This window comes from Shewanella inventionis (assembly GCF_019931735.1).
In the GTDB taxonomy this organism is placed as follows: domain Bacteria; phylum Pseudomonadota; class Gammaproteobacteria; order Enterobacterales; family Shewanellaceae; genus Shewanella; species Shewanella inventionis.
Map to the genome: position 1 here is coordinate 1,098,859 of NZ_CP082926.1, position 20,386 is coordinate 1,119,244.

The 20,386-nt window shown below is 42.9% G+C and carries 18 protein-coding genes and 2 pseudogenes; 11 read left to right on the top strand and 9 right to left on the bottom strand.

Annotated elements, in window-relative coordinates; translation table 11 throughout:
- Positions 1–94 precede the first annotated feature (94 nt).
- Entirely contained in the window at positions 95–2,152 is a 2,058-nt protein-coding gene (locus tag K8B83_RS05020) for a TRAP transporter permease (protein ID WP_188736166.1), read from the top strand.
- Positions 2,152–2,556 carry a DUF1850 domain-containing protein gene (locus tag K8B83_RS05025; protein ID WP_188736168.1) on the top strand — a complete coding sequence of 135 codons (405 nt, stop codon included), beginning with the start codon at positions 2,152–2,154 and terminating at the stop codon, positions 2,554–2,556. The genes K8B83_RS05020 and K8B83_RS05025 overlap by 1 nt, the downstream gene beginning before the upstream one ends.
- Positions 2,557–2,669: 113 nt before the next feature.
- Here the strand turns inward: K8B83_RS05025 and K8B83_RS05030 are convergent, their stop codons facing one another.
- Entirely contained in the window at positions 2,670–3,593 is a 924-nt protein-coding gene (locus tag K8B83_RS05030; protein ID WP_188736170.1) for a manganese-dependent inorganic pyrophosphatase, read from the bottom strand.
- A gap of 260 nt (positions 3,594–3,853) precedes the next feature.
- A complete protein-coding gene (locus K8B83_RS05035) occupies positions 3,854–4,315 on the bottom strand; it encodes a YhcH/YjgK/YiaL family protein (protein WP_188736172.1) in 462 nt (153 codons plus the stop codon).
- Between the two features lie 105 nt (positions 4,316–4,420).
- Between K8B83_RS05035 and K8B83_RS05040 the strand changes: the two genes are divergently transcribed.
- The 3 genes from K8B83_RS05040 to K8B83_RS05050 all read left to right on the top strand — a co-directional run bounded on the left by K8B83_RS05040 (position 4,421) and on the right by K8B83_RS05050 (position 7,315).
- Positions 4,421–5,479, top strand: a complete 1,059-nt coding sequence (locus K8B83_RS05040) for a patatin-like phospholipase family protein (protein ID WP_188736174.1) — start codon at positions 4,421–4,423, stop codon at positions 5,477–5,479.
- A 215-nt stretch (positions 5,480–5,694) separates the two neighbouring features.
- Complete coding sequence (locus K8B83_RS05045) at positions 5,695–6,273, top strand: LON peptidase substrate-binding domain-containing protein (RefSeq protein WP_188736176.1); 579 nt, start codon at positions 5,695–5,697, stop codon at positions 6,271–6,273.
- Between the two features lie 76 nt (positions 6,274–6,349).
- Entirely contained in the window at positions 6,350–7,315 is a 966-nt protein-coding gene (locus K8B83_RS05050; protein ID WP_188736178.1) for a pseudouridine synthase, read from the top strand.
- A gap of 73 nt (positions 7,316–7,388) precedes the next feature.
- On the opposite strand, the gene K8B83_RS05055 is transcribed toward K8B83_RS05050, so the two are convergent.
- The 7 genes and pseudogenes from K8B83_RS05055 to metJ all read right to left on the bottom strand — a co-directional run bounded on the left by K8B83_RS05055 (position 7,389) and on the right by metJ (position 13,557).
- Positions 7,389–8,783 carry a tetrathionate reductase family octaheme c-type cytochrome gene (locus K8B83_RS05055; protein ID WP_188736180.1) on the bottom strand — a complete coding sequence of 465 codons (1,395 nt, stop codon included), beginning with the start codon at positions 8,781–8,783 and terminating at the stop codon, positions 7,389–7,391.
- Between the two features lie 55 nt (positions 8,784–8,838).
- Positions 8,839–9,453, bottom strand: coding sequence for a DUF3373 domain-containing protein (locus K8B83_RS05060; protein ID WP_263283596.1), 615 nt, complete (start codon positions 9,451–9,453; stop codon positions 8,839–8,841).
- The gene (locus K8B83_RS05065; protein ID WP_223417353.1) at positions 9,454–10,215 is read right to left on the bottom strand and encodes an IS5 family transposase; all 762 of its coding nucleotides are present in this window, start codon (positions 10,213–10,215) and stop codon (positions 9,454–9,456) included.
- A 90-nt stretch (positions 10,216–10,305) separates the two neighbouring features.
- Positions 10,306–11,436, bottom strand: a pseudogene (locus K8B83_RS05070) (DUF3373 family protein); the annotation flags it as partial.
- A 144-nt stretch (positions 11,437–11,580) separates the two neighbouring features.
- Positions 11,581–11,910, bottom strand: a pseudogene (locus K8B83_RS05075) (c-type cytochrome).
- Positions 11,911–12,436: 526 nt separating this feature from the next.
- Positions 12,437–13,177, bottom strand: a complete 741-nt coding sequence (locus tag K8B83_RS05085) for a sulfite exporter TauE/SafE family protein (RefSeq protein WP_188736184.1) — start codon at positions 13,175–13,177, stop codon at positions 12,437–12,439.
- A gap of 65 nt (positions 13,178–13,242) precedes the next feature.
- Positions 13,243–13,557 (bottom strand): met regulon transcriptional regulator MetJ, encoded by a 315-nt coding sequence (gene metJ / locus K8B83_RS05090; RefSeq protein WP_188736186.1) that lies wholly within the window; start codon positions 13,555–13,557, stop codon positions 13,243–13,245.
- Between the two features lie 212 nt (positions 13,558–13,769).
- Between metJ and metB the strand changes: the two genes are divergently transcribed.
- From metB to K8B83_RS05120, 6 genes are all read left to right on the top strand, one after another.
- A complete protein-coding gene (gene metB, locus K8B83_RS05095) occupies positions 13,770–14,933 on the top strand; it encodes a cystathionine gamma-synthase (protein WP_188736188.1) in 1,164 nt (387 codons plus the stop codon).
- Between the two features lie 91 nt (positions 14,934–15,024).
- Positions 15,025–17,418 (top strand): bifunctional aspartate kinase/homoserine dehydrogenase II, encoded by a 2,394-nt coding sequence (locus K8B83_RS05100; protein ID WP_188736190.1) that lies wholly within the window; start codon positions 15,025–15,027, stop codon positions 17,416–17,418.
- 76 nt (positions 17,419–17,494) lie between these two features.
- Positions 17,495–18,085: a 3'-5' exonuclease gene (locus K8B83_RS05105; RefSeq protein WP_188736194.1), complete on the top strand. Its 591-nt coding sequence runs from the start codon at positions 17,495–17,497 to the stop codon at positions 18,083–18,085.
- Positions 18,086–18,300: 215 nt separating this feature from the next.
- The gene (locus tag K8B83_RS05110) at positions 18,301–18,786 is read left to right on the top strand and encodes a VOC family protein (protein ID WP_188736196.1); all 486 of its coding nucleotides are present in this window, start codon (positions 18,301–18,303) and stop codon (positions 18,784–18,786) included.
- 306 nt (positions 18,787–19,092) lie between these two features.
- Positions 19,093–19,977, top strand: coding sequence for a methylenetetrahydrofolate reductase (gene metF / locus K8B83_RS05115; protein ID WP_188736198.1), 885 nt, complete (start codon positions 19,093–19,095; stop codon positions 19,975–19,977).
- A gap of 107 nt (positions 19,978–20,084) precedes the next feature.
- The gene (locus tag K8B83_RS05120; protein WP_188736200.1) at positions 20,085–20,336 is read left to right on the top strand and encodes a cysteine-rich CWC family protein; all 252 of its coding nucleotides are present in this window, start codon (positions 20,085–20,087) and stop codon (positions 20,334–20,336) included.
- The last annotated feature ends 50 nt before the right edge of the window (positions 20,337–20,386 follow it).

Sequence of the window (20,386 nt, forward strand, 5' to 3'; positions counted from 1 at the left end):
CTTTGTTAGCGCTTGTTTGGATTAAGACCAAGCAAGCGCTAAGTTGTTTTTTAGACATACCGATTTTTAGCAGTAGTCCGTATAGAGGCATATCATGAGCGATCCATCCATCAACCCAAACCCTGCGTTTGAGCAAGGTTTAAGTGCCGACACACGTAATTGGCCAAAAGCGTTATTTTTTGTCGCGTTGGTTTTTTCTATTTTTCAAATAACCACAGCAGCGTTTCATCCGGTTTCAACCCAGGTTTTACGCGCTGTTCACGTGGGCTTTTTATTACTAGTTGTGTTTATCAGTTATCCAGGATGGGGTAAAAACAAACCCTGGCAACCTTTGGCCTGGGTATTAGGTTTAGCGGGTATGGCAACCGCAGCATATCAATGGGTATTTGAGGCTGACTTAATTCAGCGATCTGGTGATTTAACTCAGGCCGATATGATTATTGGTACCTTGCTGGTGGTGCTGGTGTTTGAGGCGGCAAGGCGCGTGATGGGGATAGCCTTACCGATTATTTGTGGTTTGTTTTTGGCTTATGGTTTATTTGGGGAGTTTTTGCCTGGCGAACTCATGCACAGAGGCTATGGTGTTGACCAAATTATTAACCAATTATCGTTTGGTACTGAAGGCTTATATGGCACACCTACCTATGTGTCGGCCACCTATATCTTCTTATTTATTTTGTTTGGTGCGTTTTTAGAACAAGCCGGGATGATCCGCTTATTTACCGATTTTGCCATGGGGTTATTTGGCCACAAGGTGGGCGGTCCGGCAAAAGTGTCAGTGGTGTCGTCGGCCTTAATGGGCACCATTACCGGTTCTGGGGTGGCTAATGTGGTGACCACCGGCCAATTTACTATTCCATTAATGAAGCGCTTTGGTTATCGCCCTGCTTTTGCTGGTGGCGTTGAGGCCACGTCCAGTATGGGTAGCCAGATTATGCCGCCGATTATGGGCGCGGTGGCGTTTATTATGGCTGAAACCATTAACGTGCCGTTTATTGAAATTGCTAAAGCGGCCATGATCCCTGCGGTACTGTATTTCTCTTCAGTGTTTTGGATGGTGCATTTAGAAGCCAAGCGCGCAAAACTGTCGGGCTTACCAAAAGATCAATGCCCCGATCCCTGGGCGGCAATCAAACTGCGTTGGTACTTATTAATCCCGTTGTTTATTTTAATTGGTTTGCTGTTTTCGGGCCGTACGCCGCTGTTTTCTGGCATTGTGGGGTTAGCATTAACCGCGATTGTTATTTTAGGCTCAGCGATTATTTTAAATGTGTCATCTAAGGCGATGCGGATTGTTTTTTGGATAGCCTTAGGTGTGTTGTGTGCAGGCTTTTTCCAATTGGGTATTGGCGTAGTATTTTGCGTTATTGCACTGCTGGTGGCGGTGAGCTGGTTTGTGAAAGGCGGTAAAGAAACCCTCACATTATGCGTACATGCATTGGTTGAAGGAGCGCGTCATTCAGTGCCCGTGGGGATTGCCTGTGCGCTGGTAGGGGTGATTATTGGCATTGTGTCGTTAACTGGTATTGCGTCGACATTTGCAGGTTATATTTTGGCAATTGGCCAAGACAATTTGTTTTTGTCGTTGGTGTTAACTATGGTGACCTGTTTGGTATTAGGTATGGGGATCCCTTCTATTCCTAACTACATTATTACCAGCTCAATCGCCGCACCTGCTTTATTAGACCTAGGTGTGCCATTAATTGTGTCGCACATGTTTGTGTTTTATTTTGGCATCATGTCCGATTTAACTCCGCCAGTGGCATTGGCCTGTTTTGCCGCAGCGCCCATCGCCAAAGAGAAAGGCTTAAAAATCAGTTTATGGGCTATTCGCATTGCCATTGCTGGATTTATTATTCCGTTTATGGCGGTGTATGACCCTGCATTAATGCTTCAAGGTGGCGGCGTGCTTGCTACCGTGTTTGTGGTGTTAAAAGCCACGGTTGCCATTGGTATTTGGGGCGTAGTGTTTACTGGCTACTTATTACAAAAGCTGTATATTTGGGAGCGTATTTTAGGTTTTGTTGCTGGTGGTAGCTTAATATTAGCTACGCCATTAAGTGATGAAATCGGCTTTTGTCTAGCATTGGCGTTTATTTTGCAACATGCATGGCGTGCTCGTAAGTTAAAGCGTTTGGCGCAGGAAGACTAATGCTAGGGCTATGTTTGGGGTTAGCAGGCAGCATTTGGGCACAGGTGCCTGCTGAGCAAATGACCTTGTCGTGGACTCATACTATTGAAAAAATTCGTTGGGCAGAAGATTATCGCATTTTGCCTAACGGTTTTATTCTTGAACAGGCCAGAGTGAAAGGCAGTGGTGCTGGAATGGAAATCCCCGCAGATGCAGTGCTAAAAGATGGTAGTTGGCACTATCAACCTAAGTTACCGCTGTTGCCTACGCTAAGGCTTGGGCGTACTCCTGAGGCTGGAGATTATCAACTGTGTGTGTCATCGGCCAATAACAAAGTGCAATGTCATGCTATGAGTTACTGGGTGGGTGAGCCTACCACCGCGCAGCCTTCGATAGAGTTGTGGGCATGTGATATTCCTAATTAGGTCTTTGGGCTATTAAGAGCCGATAAGTGACGCATAAAAAAGCTGAATCGATTGACTCAGCTTTTTTGTTTTTCATCACGGGTTAGATTAACACGTAGTTAATCTTGCGCGATTTAGCTTGCAAATGCGTCTTGCAGTGCAGGCACAACTTGTTTTTTACGGCTTAGCACGCCATCTAACCATACACGGCCATCAACCGTTGGTTTGCCATAAGCGCGCTCGGTTAAGTCAGCTGAATCAGAAATCACTAACATTTCTGAGCCTTCTTTCATGATATCGGTGAGCAGTAATAACACGCTGTGACGATTGCCTTCCGCTTTGAGTTTGGCGATGTCAGCTTCTAAATCGGCTTTGATGTCGTCAAATACTGATAAGTCGATAACTTCTAATTGACCGATACCGATTAGGTTTCCGTTCATGTTGAAGTCTTTAAAATCGCGCATAACAAGGTCACGTGCTGGTGTGCCTTCAACGGCTGATTTGACTTTAAACATGTCCATACCGACTGCTTTAAAGTCTTCTATACCTGCGATTTCAGCTAAGGCTTCAACGCAACGAATATCAGCAGTAGTGCAGGTAGGTGATTTGAAAATAACCGTGTCGCTTAAAATCGCGCACATCATGATGCCTGCAATATTTGCTGGGATTTCTACTTGGTAAAAATCGTACATCATTTTAATGACGGTGTTGCTGCAACCCACTGGGCGGATCCAACATTCTAGTGGAGTAGATGTGGTTAAATCGCCCAATTTATGGTGATCAACAATACCGACGATAGTAGCCTGGGCAATATCGTCTGGCGCTTGGGTGATTTCAGAATGGTCGACAATATACACATCTTCGCCAGCATAGCTGGTTTTGTATTCTGGCGCTTCAAAACCAAATTTTTCTAAAATAAAGGCGGTTTCAGGTGATAATTCACCTAAACGTGCTGCAATTGCAGGCTCGCCGATTTGGTTTTTTAAATATGCTAATGCGATTGCACCACAGATTGAATCAGAATCAGGGATCTTGTGACCCACTACATACATTGCCATTGAAAGACTCTCCTATAAAGTTGTGCTGATTTTAACAAGGATTAATGGCCACCGCATCAAATAATACCGCGTTTTTTTCACCAATAAATCGTAAAAAAAGCCCCGAGCGGAGAGTCTCGGGGCCTTCTTTAATGTTGCTCAGGGCATGTATTGTGACGCGATATGATTAATTTCAAACTGAGCTAACAGTGTTAAGCATAGCGTAATATCATTATGTTGGAGCAAAATAAATGTAGCGTCTAGGTAAAATGAAGACGTTGCTATACGCGAACTTTAATAACCACTTTACGCACTTGTTGTGGCGTGTCGCTTGTACCCGGCATGTGAATGTCCCCCGGGAAAAACAAAGCAAACATACCGGCTTTTAACGGGATAAACGCTGCGTCTTGCTTATTCGATTCATAATCATAATTAGCATAGTCATGGTCGGCAAAATAAGCTTTAGACGGGGTTTGCTCTGCTAAAGGCAAATAACCAAATTCTTCTTCGCCACTGACCACGTATTGCACATCAATGTATTTTTGGTGTGCTTCAAACGGTTGCGTGTGTTTAGGCTTTGTTTGATAGTCATTAACGATCACAAAAATATCTTTGCCATCTAACGGGTAATTGCCTACCTCGAGTTGACTAAAATCGGTTTCTGCAAGGTGTGCGAGTGCCGTTGCTAAGCGTGGGCTGAGTTGTGTATAGAGGTTACGATTTGCTAGAGTATCGACAATCATAAAAATCCCGTAAGATATAAACCATAAAAACATGATAGCTTGTTAACTAAAGAGCATACAGTTTTACAGTAATATCAGCATTATAAAATTAAGAAGGATTGTAAATTGCCTGCATTACGTTTACTTGCTGGACCAACCGCTTATGAACAAATAGAAGCGAATGGCTTACAACAATCATTATTTACTCAATTATTTGCAGCTTCAGGTGGGCCTAAGTGGCTTGCCATTGCTGGGCTAGATAAATATTTATTTAGTGAATTTTTTCAAGGCCGTGAAGACCCCCTTTATACAATGGGAGCATCTTCTGGTGCGTGGCGATTAGCCTGTATGGCGCAGCAAGATCCTATAGCGGCCTACGAACGTTTAGAGCATTTTTATATTAATCAACGCTACGATGTGGCTAAGCCGACGCGCGAGCAAGTTAGTGCGCAAGTGCTGCAAATTGTTGATGGTATTTTGGGTGAACAACAAGGCGCAGATATTTTGGCTAACCCATTGATCCGTCATCATATGGTGGCTTGTCGTGCACGCCATTTAAACCGCATTCACGCCAAATTTGGTTTAATGGTTGGCTTGTCGATGGCGGCTGTGAGCAATATTGTTAACCGTAAAAGTTTAGGTTGGCATTTTGAGCGAGTTATTTTAAGCCATAAAGATGATGCATCGCCCTTTAGACGCTTAAAAGATTTGCCAACAAAACATGTTGAATTAACCGAAGATAATATTCGTCATGGATTATTGGCGACGGGATCTATTCCGTTATTGCTTGACCCAGTTAAAGATTTGCAGGGTTCGCCTAAAGGCCATTATTACGATGGTGGCATTACCGATTATCATTTTGATATGCCCCTGCCTGCGGCAACGGGTTTGAGTTTGTACCCGCACTTTTATCCTTATATGAGCCCAGGTTGGTTTGATAAGTCATTATTGTGGCGTAAAGCAAAAGCGAACTATCATAATGGGCTTATTTTGGCGCCGAGTAAGCAATTTATTGCCAGTTTACCCTTTGGTAAAATTCCAGATCGTGAAGACTTTAAAAACCTCGATGCCGATAGCCGCATTGCGTACTGGAAACAAAGTGTGCAGCAAAGCCAGGTGCTTGCCGACGAATTTGCTGAAATTGTGGCTTCGGGTAACATTATGGATCGTATTGAACGTCTGTAACATTGAGTAAACCTCGCTTATTTGTCGTTTTACGTAATACAGCCTGGCTAAATCAGGTCTAATGGAATAGGTAGTTAAATAGGTCGTTGTTGGTCAATGTCGTCAGTTAGCATTATTTAATGATGCTAATCTTGTTGAAATATTGACCACTGCTACACTTATTCTATTGATTTGATTTTGGTTCAGTAACTTCACCTATGGTGTGGGAGGCTGCTATGCAAACACAAGAAATGGCGTTATTAATTCAAGATGGCGTGCTATTGCCCGGCGGACGACTCGAAATTCGTATCGCATCGCCGTGCGATTTAAGCATGGTTGCTCAAGTGTTGAGGGGCCATTATCACCTTGCATTTGCCGCACTAAAAGCCAACAGCGAACTTCCTTGTTACCACAGCGCTACCCGCTGCAATATTATCGATTTTAACCAATTAGCCGATAACAGCCTCAGTATTGTGATTGAAGGATCGCAACGGGTTAAAATTTTATCGGCAGCACAGCAACGTGATGGTAGTTGGATTGCTCGCGCATTACCTTGCCCAAATTGGAGCCAGGAACCGATCGCCGGTGAATTTGAGATAATCAGCGCTGCACTTGAGCAATTTTATCAAGTGAATCCTGACTTGCTTGAGCTCTATTCGCAAGTGCATTTAGAAGATGCTTCATGGGTCAGTCAGCGTTGGCTTGAGGTGTTACCTATGTATAATCGCGACAAGCTTGTGTTAGTCGAGCAGCCAAATTGTCATAAAACCATGGATTTTGTATTGCAACTGCTTAAATCTCATGTCGATGTGTAAGCGGTGCATCATGGGCGATACACTGTTAATATAGGGTGATTAATCCTTGTGTTTATAGCGTGTATTGCCCATTTTTATGTCAAATGATCCAGCCTCACCTACCACCTCTGCTATTGCAGCCCAACCTTCGTATATTGTATTACCTCGTGAAGGTGAGTTGGCTGGAAAGCAATATCAAACCGTTTTTGCATTTTTAGTCGATCATTTTAAGCAAATTGACGCTAGTGTATGGCGACAGCGCATTAACGATGGCAAGGTGCATTGGCAAAATGGCGAGTTGATTAATGAAAACACGGCTTATCAAGCCACTGCTAGAGTGTATTACTATCGGGAGGTGCAGGCTGAAACAAAAGTGCCGTTTAGTGAGCAGATCCTTTTTCAAGACAATGACACGATTATTGTTTATAAGCCGCATTTTTTACCGGTGACGCCAGGAGGTAATTACGTTAACGAATGTTTAGTGCATCGATTACGTATCGCCACCCAAATAGAGACGGTCGCGCCCGCCCATCGGCTTGATAAAGATACTGCTGGCGTGATGTTAATGACAGTCAATCCATATACGCGACACGCTTATCATCAACTGTTTTTAGACGATAACATCACTAAAGATTATCAGGCCATTGCCAAAGTAACGCCTGAGATATTGACACAATTAGCCAACAACACTTGTAAGTTACCTCTTAGTTGGACGGTTAAAAACCGCATAGTGGCAGCCAACCCCAGTTTTACCATGCAGGTAGTAGAAGGTGAGGCGAATAGCCATTCAGAAATTAGTTTGGTAGCGGTAAAACAAGGCTTGGGCTTATTTGAGCTGAGCCCGATCACCGGGAAAACCCACCAATTACGTGTGCACATGCAAAGCTTGGGGATGCCGATATTGCATGACCGCTTTTATCCAGTGTTACAGCCTAAAGGGCCTGATAATTTTGCTAAGCCTTTGCAATTATTGGCAAAGCGATTACGTTTTACCGATCCTATTAGTGGTATTGCGCAAGATGTGCAATGTAAGGGATTAGACTTATCAGCAATGTTAGTGTGATTAAAAAAAACCGCCATCAAGTTTGATGGCAGTTTGGCTTTAGGTGATAAAATAGTGATGATTACACTTTAAATTACTCCGCTTTGGCGTGTTTAATTCCTTTGCGGTTTTTCATTGGGTCGCCCTCGTAACCTAGGGCTTTCCAATCTAGGCGCTGGCCTTTGTTATGACAATCATTGCACTGTAATGCATCCTCTTTTGGCGACACCATATGGTTGATGCGCCACCACATTTCTGTAGCAATAAAGTCATGTTTTCCACTGTATTTAAGGCCTTTTTCAATCATGGTTGGGTTGGCTTCCATCCCCAATTTAGCGGCTAGGGCCCAGTCGAATTTATCCCAGTAGCCACCTTCGCCATAGGTTTTTGGTGTGAGTAAAATATTGAGCTCAGTGTCGTAAATTTGTTTACCAGTATGCACTTTAAATGGATAGATCTTGGCTTTAGGGTCGTTAATGTCGCCTAAGGGGTAAGCCAATTTTAGCGTTTTAGTTGGGTCAACTTTGTCGCCAGCCATGTATGCATCGGCGCTGCCATTAAACCAGGCATATTGTGGTGGCACATCTTTTTGCCAAATAAAACTGCCTTTCTTTTTCATGAACGTGTGCTTACCGTATTGGTCGGTTGTTTCAGGTAAATCTTGCCCCGCGGTTGACCAGTCCCAGTGCATTTTAGTGGGTTCATTTTTGGCAAATGATGGGATATGGCAGGTTTGGCAAGCCACAGTTGCAGTATGGGTGTTGAGCTTTTTGTTTTGATGTGGGGCGCCGTCATGACAGTTTACACAACCAATTTTGGTTTCTCCGCCTGGTGATACGCCCATGGCATTACCCGTAATTTGATGTTTTTCGGTTACGTGGCAATCCTGGCATTGAAAGTCGTTACCGTCGGTGTCCATGTGCACATCTGTTGATTTGTCTGGGTATGACATGGATGAATCTAAATCGCCATGTTTAACCGCATCTCCGCCGCCACCATAAAAGTGGCAGCTGCCGCAGTTATCACGTACTGGCTGACCAACGTTTTGCGCAACTCGAGTCAGGTTGACTTTGGCTAATGGATCGCCGGCACCAGCGGGGTCTTTTAAGTATGTACCTGTAGTGTCGTGGCACACTAAACAGTCCACCTTGGTCATATCTTTAAAGTCAAAGTTTGAATCTTTCCATCCGTAGCCTGCATGGCAACTGGTACAGCGAGGTTCGTTCCCTGAAATTGACACGCAAAAATTGTTAATACTGTTCTTTTTACCGCGCTTTACGGTGCGCCCCGGTAGTTTTTGCTCCAGTTCCCATGTCCAGTGAGATGATTTCATAAAGTCTTCAGCATGTTCTTTATGGCAGGTTAAACATTGGCTGGTGACCTCGGGGCCATTGGTAAAGGGACCTTGCAGTGCCTCTTTATGATTAAAGGCAGCTTGTGCGCTACTGCTTAGCAATAGTGTCGCTGCCAGTGCGATGAATGTTCTCATGATGTGTGTCCTTACCCCTGAGCGTTCACTCAGGGGGGCCAATGTGAAGTTCAAGTTAGAAGTTGATGGTCAGTGATGCGTTAATGTCGTAGGCGGTGTCTACTACTGGCAACATTGAGTAGGCCGTTCCGGCAATCACATCGTCGACTTTTTGTGGTGCGCCAACAGGAGAACCACTGCCTGTATATTCATAGTCGTAATACAAACCGGCTAGCTTGATAAACATTTTTGGATTAATATCAAAGATATAATATGCTTCTGCCACATGACCGCGAGTGGCTAGTTTACTGCCTATTGGGTCGTCTTGTGCCTGAGTAAACGGGCTCCAGTATTTAGAACCATAGTTATATTCAAGTCCAAATTTGCCGTAAGGTGCTGGCATTTGCATACCCACATAAACCCCATAACCGTCTTTTGTATCGCTGTCGACAGTCTCTGTTGGTACCATAATGATTTCTGTACCTGTGCTGTTAAGCTCAGCCTCAAATACGGCATCACTTAGCATGCCGCCAAACATACCGGTATTACCGCTAGGCTCTGCTCTGGTCCAACCGAATGAGGCAAACCATTTCATGTCTTCATCTGATTCATAGGCATAACCTAGGCCACCAAGATACATGTCGCCAATGACGTCACTAGGGTCTGTTGATCTTTGCTGTACACATTTTATTCAACAATACATCGGCAGCCACATTATAGTAAACGCCAGTGATACCATACTGGCGTAATTTCTTGCTAACTTATCATATCTTGTTGATATTGCTCGGAAGTGCTTTATCCTCGCGAAAGCATTCTCAACCAAATGTCGATACTTGTAGAGACACCAATCCATGCTTTCTTTGTCGATATCTTGCCCATAATTTCGCTTCGGTATAACGGTTTTGCCACCTTTAGAATTGACATATGCCCTTAAAGCGTCGCTGTCATAGCCTTTATCAGCGATAAATACGTTGACCTCCTTAAGGTGGTCAACAAGACTCTCGGCACGAGCAATATCATTTCTCTGGCCTTCTGATAGCTCGAAATAGATTGGTAATCCACCGCTATCCACGACCAAATGAATTTTCGTTGAGTTACCGCCGCGACTCTTTCCAATACACTCATTATCTGGTGTCGCAGCTCCTGCGCTATGCTGATGAGCTTTGACTATTGAGCCGTCTGCAAACACCCAATCATAATCGGAAAGTTTTGATAACTCTTTGAATAGTATATCTAACAGGCCTTTTTTAGACCACAGATTAAAGCGACGATAAACAGTGCTCCAGTCCCCAAACTCTGTTGGAAGATCACGCCATGGAACTCCTGTTCGCAAGCGGTAAAGAATTCCTTCAAAGGTCATTCTATGTTCAGATTTATTATAGATGCGGCCAGTGTTCTTCATCAGTTGAAGTAGCTTTTGCCACCACTTATCAGTTAGCATTAGTCTCGGCATGGTATGGAGTTATCGTTTATTTTTGGCGAAACAAATTATAACGCCTTACCATGCTGCTTAAAAAGCCATCACGAAAGATCAACAGACCCTAGGTTGTACTCGAGTGACAAAATTAAAGTTTTCAAACTTTTGCATATCTTGGTACATGGTTGGGGCAAAGATACTCGCGAGTTGCGTGGGGAATGCCATGGTGCCAGTAAAGCCATCATTAACATCTTTGGCACCGAATAAGGTGAACTGTAAGAAATGATTACCGTCATTAAGGACGTCGATATTAAATCCGCCTAGATGGGTGTCTTTGGTGATAATGTCGCCGAAGAGTTCGCCGTTGCCGTATTGTGATTCAAAGCCTTGGCCGTAACAAAAACGGACGGTTTGACCTTCAATGCCGGTAATATCGGTTAGATCATAACCTAGGGTTGCGCCGTCGAAGTTAAAGTTAACTAGGTGGCCAGAAGGGGTGCCGCCACGTAATTCATTTTCGCGGTAGTGGCTTGGTGGGCCGTAGGTTGAGGGGCGACGACCAATCGACAGATAGGCGCCACTACCATTGATGTCTTTCCAGTTGAAATAGGCGCGTTCAACTTTCAGTTCGTCACCACTTGTGCTGCCGCTGCTGGTGCCATCCATGGTGAAAGAGTTCCAAGAGTCGAACACTTTAACACCGGTAGAGTCGCCCCAACTTTTATACATGGTTAGGCGACCTGCAAAACTGACGTTGTCCCACACTTTGGCATTAAGGTTGAGACGAAGGCGTGTTGTGTAAAAAATATCATTATTAATATCTTGCTGTGTGGGGGTGCCTAACGCCATTGGCATAATTCCCTGAAGCATGCCGCTTTGAAACGCGGTGGCTAAGTCTGGGTTGGCGGCCATCATTTGCCCTAAAGGCGAGCTTGCACTGCTTGGATCACCAAACTCTCCTGCCATAGCTTTAGCGGCAAAATCAGAAAAGTTAACATTAATGGCTGGGTTCCAAGTGACATTTTGATAGTGTAATGAATGAGCTCGAGTTCTAAAATCTCCGGTAATTTCTAATCTGTCTAATGCGCTGTGGCGTTCTGTTTTGTCTACGCGTGAATTTAAATAGTCTAAATCTTCAGAAATATCCGCTAGTTGTTGTTCTAGTTCAGCAATTTTTTGTGCATCGTTATCGGCAGCCAAGCTTGCACCACTCATAAATAATGCATTGGCGACCAGTATAGAGATAAGTGTTCTCATGATGTTTCTCCCCATATTTGCTTGATATTTAATCAAATAAGCAAATTTTGGTTGTAAGGTTCCCTGAGGCTAAGCCCCACCGTTTGTGCTATTGGGTTGTTAAATGCTGTCTGCTTTTATCTAAAAAAGGTTGTCAGCATGTATTTAGCCGCAGGTTGCTGGCTGGTCAGAGTCGGCCGCATGGTCATATAAAAACTGTTGAATATCTTTCAGTTCTTGTTCAGACAGTGCCTCAAAAATAGCTGGTTTAGCTTTATGCTTGTCGCGTGTAAAGAAACGATCCCATTGGCTCATGGTTTTGCTCATTGGGGTGAGTTATGGACCTTCGCTATTGGCAGTGTGGCAGGCTTTACATTCTTTTTTATAAAGGTGTTTACCTTTTTTAGGGTTGCCACCATCAGCAGCCATGGCCTGGCTACCAAGAGATAATGCAATGGCGATCGCGATACCAACTTTCATATAAGTGTTCATCATCTTTATCCTCTTAGGGCTTTTTATAGGTTGTACGTTAGCAATAGTTACTATTTCTTTGCTGTAAACAATGTTACCTAAAAGTGAGTAGTGTTAATTTGAGGTAGATCAGATCTATGAGAAAAATCTAATTGAAAAAAAGTTAATTGAAAAAAATCTAATGAATAGGGTGTGATCAGGATCGATTGTTTCGGCATTGACGAAGTGATAGGGCGTACTTGGGTCTGTTCATCTTTGCAGATTGAATTTTGTTCGAGTTAAAAACGTGTAAATTGAGACGAACGGATTGATGCCTAGCCATCTAAGCAACTCTTTATTTGCAAAGAGTCATTCAACAAAGAGTAAAACGTTTTTAGCCGAACCCTTTGGGCAGCGTTTATTGGCCATTTTTAGTGCGGTATCGACTTTTTATAAAGAATAACTGCACCTCAAAGTCTCTGCTGCGCAGTTATATATGAGTAATGGGCAACAATTTGCTGCAAAACAACCTTGAAAGATCAACAGACCCTAAAAATTCAATGAGAACACTTTAGTGAATGAGCGCACTCATGGATTTTATCGCGAGCACTGTTGCGCTGATACTGCATAATACTAATGTGGCGATGCGGGTTTTATTTTTATCGATATGGTTAATGAGCAAGCCGGATACAAGGTAGCCGCCAATCACGGATGGTAATAACAGTAATGACAACCACAGATGTTTTATCTCAACCAGGCCGACGACAGCTAAAATTGCAAACGCAATGAGCGAACTGAACACAAAAAAGGCTGACAATGCGGCTCTAAATTGGTTGGCATCTTGCCCGGCGAGCAAAATGGCCATAGGTGGACCACCGATGGCGGCGATATTACCAAAAATGCCTGAGAATATACCTGCAATAAATAAGCTTATTCGGTTAATTGGAGCGGTAATTTTGTAAACACTGAGCATAACGGCAATGTATACAATGGCCGCAATAATTAACCCGAGTATGGCTTGTGGGGCAAACAGTAATAAGCCTGCACCTATAAATCCACCGGGTATTCGGCCCAGTAAAGCATATTGCAATCCATTAAATTGCAGGTGGCCGCGTTCTCTGAATAAGGTCATTGCTGAAATGGCAAATCCCATCACAATGATGGGAACGGGGACAAGTTGGGGGTTAACAATATAGAGTAAGGGGCTAGCAACAACGGCTAACCCAAAACCAATTAAGCTTTGGGTTAGCGCGCCAAAAAAAACGATTACTGATGCCAGTATCAACGTTGATGGTTCGATAAATGACATCATTTAATTCTCTATAAAAACATGACTGCTTCTTGGGCAGTTTCAAAGTCTATTGATTAGCGTAAGTGTTATTCGAGCTCTTCCCACTCGATACCCATTTCATCCATCAACTTTTTCGCTTCACTAGGAATGCTATCAGGCTCATCTTTTGATAAGTCGCCGTCATTTGGTAATGGTTGTCCTGTGTATGCATGCAAAAACGCTTCGCATAGCAGTTCACTATTAGTGGCATGTCGTAGATTATTTATCTGACGACGAGTCCGCTCATCTGTTAGTACTTTTAATACTTTTAAAGGGATAGAAACCGTAATCTTTTTTACTTGCTCATTTTTTTTGCCGTGTTCGGCATAGGGGCTGATATATTCGCCATTCCATTCAGTCATTAACTTACCCTTAACGATAAATACGGGGCAGATTTTAACCCCTTACAATCTCTAGTCAAATTATTGCTACTATTTCTTGACGATTGCAAATAGATTTCTTTATGTTTAGACGTCTAAATGGCTAAAACTGGTTGACGAACTCAGGTCTCTTAGGTAAATTTGGACGTCTAGACATCTCTTGAGTGTGTTTGCGAAATTTTTTAGGAGTCATTATGACTAAGTATCAAAGCGCCACAATGGCTGTTCGCCAGGGTATTGAATCAGACACACAACATGGAGCAGTGGTTCCACCCATTTATTTGTCGACCAATTATTCGTTTGATGGCCATAAAAATCCGCGCGAATTTGACTATAGCCGTTCGGGTAATCCAACACGTAACATTTTAGGTGATGCGCTCGCCAACCTTGAGCAAGGCGCTACAGGGGTCGTGACCTGTACTGGTATGGCTGCAATCACCTTAGTAACCAGTTTACTTGGCCCAGATGATTTATTAGTGGTGCCACACGATTGCTATGGTGGCAGTTACCGTCTGTTTACCAATTTGGCGAAAAAAGGCCAATTTAAATTAGTGGTGGTCGATCAAACCGATGCTCAGGCATTAAGCCGGGCAATTGCTCAAAAACCCAAAATGGTATGGCTAGAAACTCCGTCAAATCCTTTACTGCGTGTCGTTGATATCGAAGCTATTAGCCGTGCTTGCCATGACGTAGGCGCATTAGTGACAGTAGATAACACTTTTTTATCGCCAATATTGCAGCAACCATTATTGCTCGGAGCTGACATTGTTATTCATTCAACCACGAAATACATCAATGGCCACAGTGATGTGGTAGGTGGTGCGGTTGTGGCTAAAGACCCTGAATTAGGCGAGCTGCTACATTGGTGGTCAAATACCTTGGGGTTAACCGGCTCTGCGTTTGACAGTTATTTAACGTTACGCGGTTTGCGCACACTTGCTGTGCGTATTCGTGAGCATCAACGTAATGCACAACAAATTGTTGCACTACTTAATGCCAGCGATGTAGTTGCTAAAGTGTACTATCCAGGTTTAAAAGACCATCCAGGTCACGAAATTGCGGCAAAACAACAACATGGGTTTGGTGCTATGTTAAGTTTTGAATTGCAAGGCGGCGAAGCAGAAGTAGTGGCGTTTTTGGGAGCATTATCTTTGTTTAGTGTTGCTGAAAGTTTAGGCGGGGTGGAAAGTTTAGTCGCCGTTCCAGCCACGATGACCCACAGGGCAATGGATGCAGAAGCACGCCAAGAGGCTGGCATTAAAGACACTTTATTGAGACTATCTGTCGGCATTGAAGATGCGCAAGATTTAGTTGCCGATATTAACGCCGGTTTAGCTGCCGTAGCAGCAATAAAATAGCTTAATTTACGTTTATATTAGCTGTAGTTTTGTAGAAACAAAGTAAAATAGCAGCCGCATTTAAAAGTCGTAGTTGTTTAAGGAGTGCGCAATGGCGCGAGGTCATTTACATAAGTTTGGTGGTTCTAGTTTAGCTGATGCTGATTGTTATCGCCGTGTTGCCCATATTTTGCTCACTCATGGTAACAGTGATGATCTTGTGGTGGTGTCTGCTGCCGGTAAAACCACCAACTTCTTATATAAATTATTGAGTTTGCGTGATAGCGGCCAACTTTGGCAAGAAGAGTTGCAAGTATTAATTAGTTACCAACAAACATTAATTGAGCAATTATTGTCAAATGAACAGGCACGTGATTTGCGTGAGCGTTTATCTACAGATAAGTCGCAACTTGTTAGCCTATTGTCGTTAGCACAGCTTAACGATTATCAATTAAATCAGGTTGTGAGCTTTGGTGAACGTTGGTCTGCGAGATTAATGGCGGCTTTACTGCGCGAAACTGGCGTAGCCGCTACGCATGTTGATGCATGCTCTATTTTGGTTGCCGACGAAGGTGCTGTGCCTAATATTTTAGTGCAAGAGTCGCGCGATAAAGTTCAGGCATTATTAGCGTTGCACCCACAAGAACGCTTAGTGATCACTGGATTTATTTGTGCCAACCGCCAAGGTGATACTTTATTGCTAGGCCGCAATGGTTCTGACTTTAGCGCTACGTTAATTGCCAGTTTAGCTGACATTGAGCGTGTAACGATTTGGACCGATGTTGAAGGGGTGTTTAATGCTGACCCTAATAAAATCAACGATGCTAAGTTGTTAAAAAGCATGTCATTAGCAGAAGCAGATCGCCTTGCTCGCTTAGGCTCTCCTGTTTTACACTCGCGCACATTACAACCATTATTTAATACCGAAGTGAGTTTAGCGGTACGTTCAAGTTATGCGTCGCACACTGACTTTACGCTCATTGCTCCTTTAAGCTCATCAGCCAGTGCCCCCGTGGTCACCAACTTAAATGAAGTGGTGCTGTTTAGTTTTAAAATGAACACCAATCTAGCTCCTTTGTTAAGTCTTCTCGATGCAGCAGGTTTAACCCCTCTGGCATATTGGGAATTAGCTCAGCATAAGTTTGAATTGGCATTTACCCTAGAAAGCCAAAAACAAGTACAAGCCCTATTAACTAAACACGCTGAACAATGGGCCATTGAAGAGTTAACAATACAAACAGATTTGGGATTAGTTGCGTTAGTCAGTGCAGATGCGCATCATTTTAGACGTAGCTTTGCTCGATTATTAAGCCGTGATGCGAAACCCATTTATCAAGACTCGCTTAGCTTGGTCACGCTAGTGCCACAAGCACAGGTAAGCTTATTAACTCAAAAAGTCCATCGTCGTTGTGCTGGCCCTAAAATGCGAATTGGTGTGCTACTGCTTGGTGTTGGCAATATCGGTGAGGCCTGGATTGATTTATTTAAACGTGCCAGCCCAACGTTAGATCGTGAATTAGAAGCAACTGTTGAGCTTATTGGTGTTGTGGGTTCTCAAAAAGCACTTATTACCAATGACGGCATTAACCTTAATCATTGGCAGCAAGACTTTCAACAACACGGTACACAGTGGGATTATGACAAGTTATTTGCGCAACTCGCGCAGTTATCTTGTGATGAAATCGTGGCATTAGACATTAGCGCCAGTGCAACATTAACCTTGCAGTACCCAGAGTTATTTGCCCGCGGTATTCATGTGGTGAGTGCCAATAAGTTGGCCGGTTCAGGCCCACTACCTTTTTACCGTGAATTAAAGCAACAGCTTAGCAATCGTCGATTGTTTTGGCGTTATAACGCTAGTTGTGGTGCGGGCTTACCGATTCAACATGCGTTAAACGATTTGCGTAACAGTGGCGATCGAATAGAAGCCGTTGGCGGCATATTTTCGGGTACTTTATGTTGGTTATTTGAAAATTATGACGGCAGCAAACCGTTTTCTGAATTGGTATTAGAGGCTCGCGGTTTAGGGATTACAGAGCCTGATCCTCGTGATGACTTATCGGGTCGAGATATGCAGCGAAAATTGCTTATTTTAGCTCGTGAAATTGGTCTGGCCGTTGAGCTTGATGACATTACACTTAACTCATTGGTGCCAAAAGCGTTAGCAGAGTTGTCGCTAGAAGAGTTTTTGCCACGAATTAGCGAGCTTGATGATGATTTGTTGCAACAATATGCTGCGGCTGCAGAACAAGATAAAGTGCTACGTTACGTTGCCTCTTTAGATCGGGTTGAGGGTAAGTTGCAAGCTGAGGTTGGTTTACAGTGGGTTGATAATCATCACCCTTATGCAAATTTAACACCTGGGGATAATGTGTTTGTTATTCGCAGTGCCTTTTACCAAGGAAACCCGCTGATTATTCGTGGCCCAGGCGCTGGGCGTGAGGTGACAGCTGCGGCGGTGCAATCCGACCTAGTGCATATTTGTAAGGATTTACTGCAAGAGTAGTACGATAAAAAAGACCATGCCAAATGGTCTTTTTTTTATCTATTCATAGTGCGGCTTTGTATTTAAAGGATATCCAATGGAAAGGCCAACAAAGGCGCAAATTCGTGAGTTACCGCTTTATGATGGGGTTGGCCTTGAGAATGTCATCGTTATTACCACTAAAGCTGATGCAATGAGTGCCGTAGCAGAGTTAAAAAAGCATTCCTGTTTAGGCTTTGATACCGAGAGTAAACCCTGTTTTATAAAAGGTGAGGTAAGTGATGGGCCTCATTTAATTCAAATTGCCACCCAATCTAACGTGTTTTTATTTCCGACTCAGTTTTATGAACACTTTACTGACATTAGTGACGTGCTGTCTGACCCTAAAATAAAAAAAGTCGGCTTTGGATTAAAAGAAGACAAAAAAATTCTCTTGAGAAAATTTGGAATTAGCCTAGTTAATACCGAAGAGCTTTCGTTAAAAGTGATGCGTTTTGCCCATGTTAAGCAACGTGTTGGTGCTCGAGTTGCGGTCGCAATGTTATTTAAACAACGCTTATCTAAAAGTGCTCAGCAATCAAATTGGTCAATATACCCTCTACATGAACACCAGAAAAAGTATGCTGCAAATGATGCTCATTGTGCATTATTAATCGAGCTCGAAATTGAAAGACAGAAGCAGCAATAATCTTACAAATATGGCGCCTATAACACTCAATTGGCTTTATTCTCGTTAATATTCTCTTTTCTGCTGAGCTTAACTACGGAATAAACGTAATTTACATATTAATAAAAATTATCAAATTAATAAAAATTGATAATTTTTATTAATACTAGGTGTACCGTAACATGACTCTATCGAAACAAATGATGAATTAATCAAGAGTGTTTTAGGAGTAAGTTATGAAAATGAATCATGTAGGGTTGATGGTTGGCGATATGGATAAAGCCGTTGAGTTTTATACCAAAGCGCTGGGCTTACGAGTGGTTATGGGTAATACCAAGGTGCTAGAAGAGCGCAAAACAGCTATTGGTAAAATGTGTATTGCTGTATTTGGTGAAGGGTTTAAAGGCTTTAATATTGCACATTTAGTGACAACCGATGGAATTGGTGTTGAGTTATTTGAAATGGTTGATCGTCAAGAACGTCATATTGTTGATTTTACTCGTCTTGGTATTTTCCACTTTTGTTTGCAAACTGATGACTTTGAAGGCGCTATTGCGCGTACCGAGCAGTATGGTGGCAAGGTACGTATGGACATTATGCGTTACCACCCTGAAGACGACAGTAAACCAGCAAAAATGGTTTATCTAGAAGATCCATTTGGTAACTTATTCGAGTTTTACTCTCATACCTATGAAGAGACTTACGCCTCAGACTACGAATAAACAATTAAAATCATTTAATATATTGATTTTAAATCTGTAAGTTTGCAGTCAATCAAATAGCGTTAATAAGATAAAAAGCGACCTCAAGGTCGTTTTTTTGTTTTTCGAGGCTAGTGATAGTTGAATTTTTACGACAAGGAAAGTTAAATCTTTTCATTGGTGGTTTTTTTAGCTTGACTTAGTATGCAGTTAAACTAGTATATGGACATATAGACGTCCAAACGGCTAAATGATAAGTTGGCGATATCATTTAAGCTGCTTGGTATAGACTCCAAGTTTTTATATTAGAAGTTGAAGGAATACATAATGGCTTTTCATCACGCGCAACATGCCCAGTCGTTAAATCAGAGCTTGTCTGAGCTAAATGATATTAATGTGTCATTTGAGTTTTTTCCTCCTTCAACACCAGAAATGGAAGATATTTTATGGAATTCTATTCGTCGTTTAGAGCCATTAAACCCTAAGTTCGTTTCAGTGACTTATGGTGCGAACTCTGGTGTAAGAGACCGTACTCATGGTGTTATTGAGCGGATTCAAAAAGAAACAAACTTACTTGCAGCGCCGCATTTAACTCTAGTTGATGCAAGCGATGAAGAACTGATTGAGCTTGCTAAGCACTATTGGAATTCTGGTATTAGAGACATTGTTGCTTTGCGTGGCGATTTACCAGAGGGCAGCCCTAAGCCTACACGTTTTGCTAATGATTTAGTGCGCTTACTTCGTTCTGTTGCCGATTTTGATATTTCTGTAGCAGCCTATCCAGAAGTGCATCCCGATGCTCGTAATGCTCAAGCTGATCTGATTAATTTAAAGAAAAAAATTGATGCGGGTGCTAACCGTGCGATCACCCAGTTTTTTTATGATGTTGAATCTTATTTGCGTTTTCGTGACCGCTGCGTAACAGCGGGCATCGATGTTGAAATTATCCCGGGTATCTTGCCTGTGACCAACTTTAAACAAACCAAACGTTTTGCTGATATGACCAATGTGGCTATTCCAAATTGGCTACATCGTCAATTCGACGGCCTAGATGATGATCCTGGTACTCGCCAATTAGTGGGTGCTAACGTAGCAATTGATATGGTTAAAGTGTTAGCTCGTGAAGGTGTTAAGGATTTTCATTTTTATACCCTTAACCGTGCAGAATTAACCTATGCGATTTGCCATACGCTAGGTGTTCGTCCAAAGTAATTTAATGAGCAATAGTGTTTATGTTTAATGCCTTTTGTAGCATGGTTACAGAAGGCTTTTTTATTTTTGGTGTATGCTTTAAAGCGCAGTCTTATTGGGGGTAATGTATGACCGAGCTTGCAAGCCTTTGCCCGATTTGCCAGCAACGAAATGCCTGTGCAATGGCGTCGGGACAAGATATTTCACGTTGTTGGTGCGTTGACACTGCTTATCATGCCGTTGAGTTGGTTAAACAGTATGTTGAGGCGCACCCTGATAAGGTGATTGGTTCTGAACAGTGCGTCTGTGCTGCCTGTTTAGCAGACATAGCGCAATGCTCGGTGGCTCAATCGTCTGCGGTAGACATTTTTATTCCTTAATCAATGCGTCTTTCCCCGTATGCGTTCAATTGTTAATTTTTTGTTGTTTA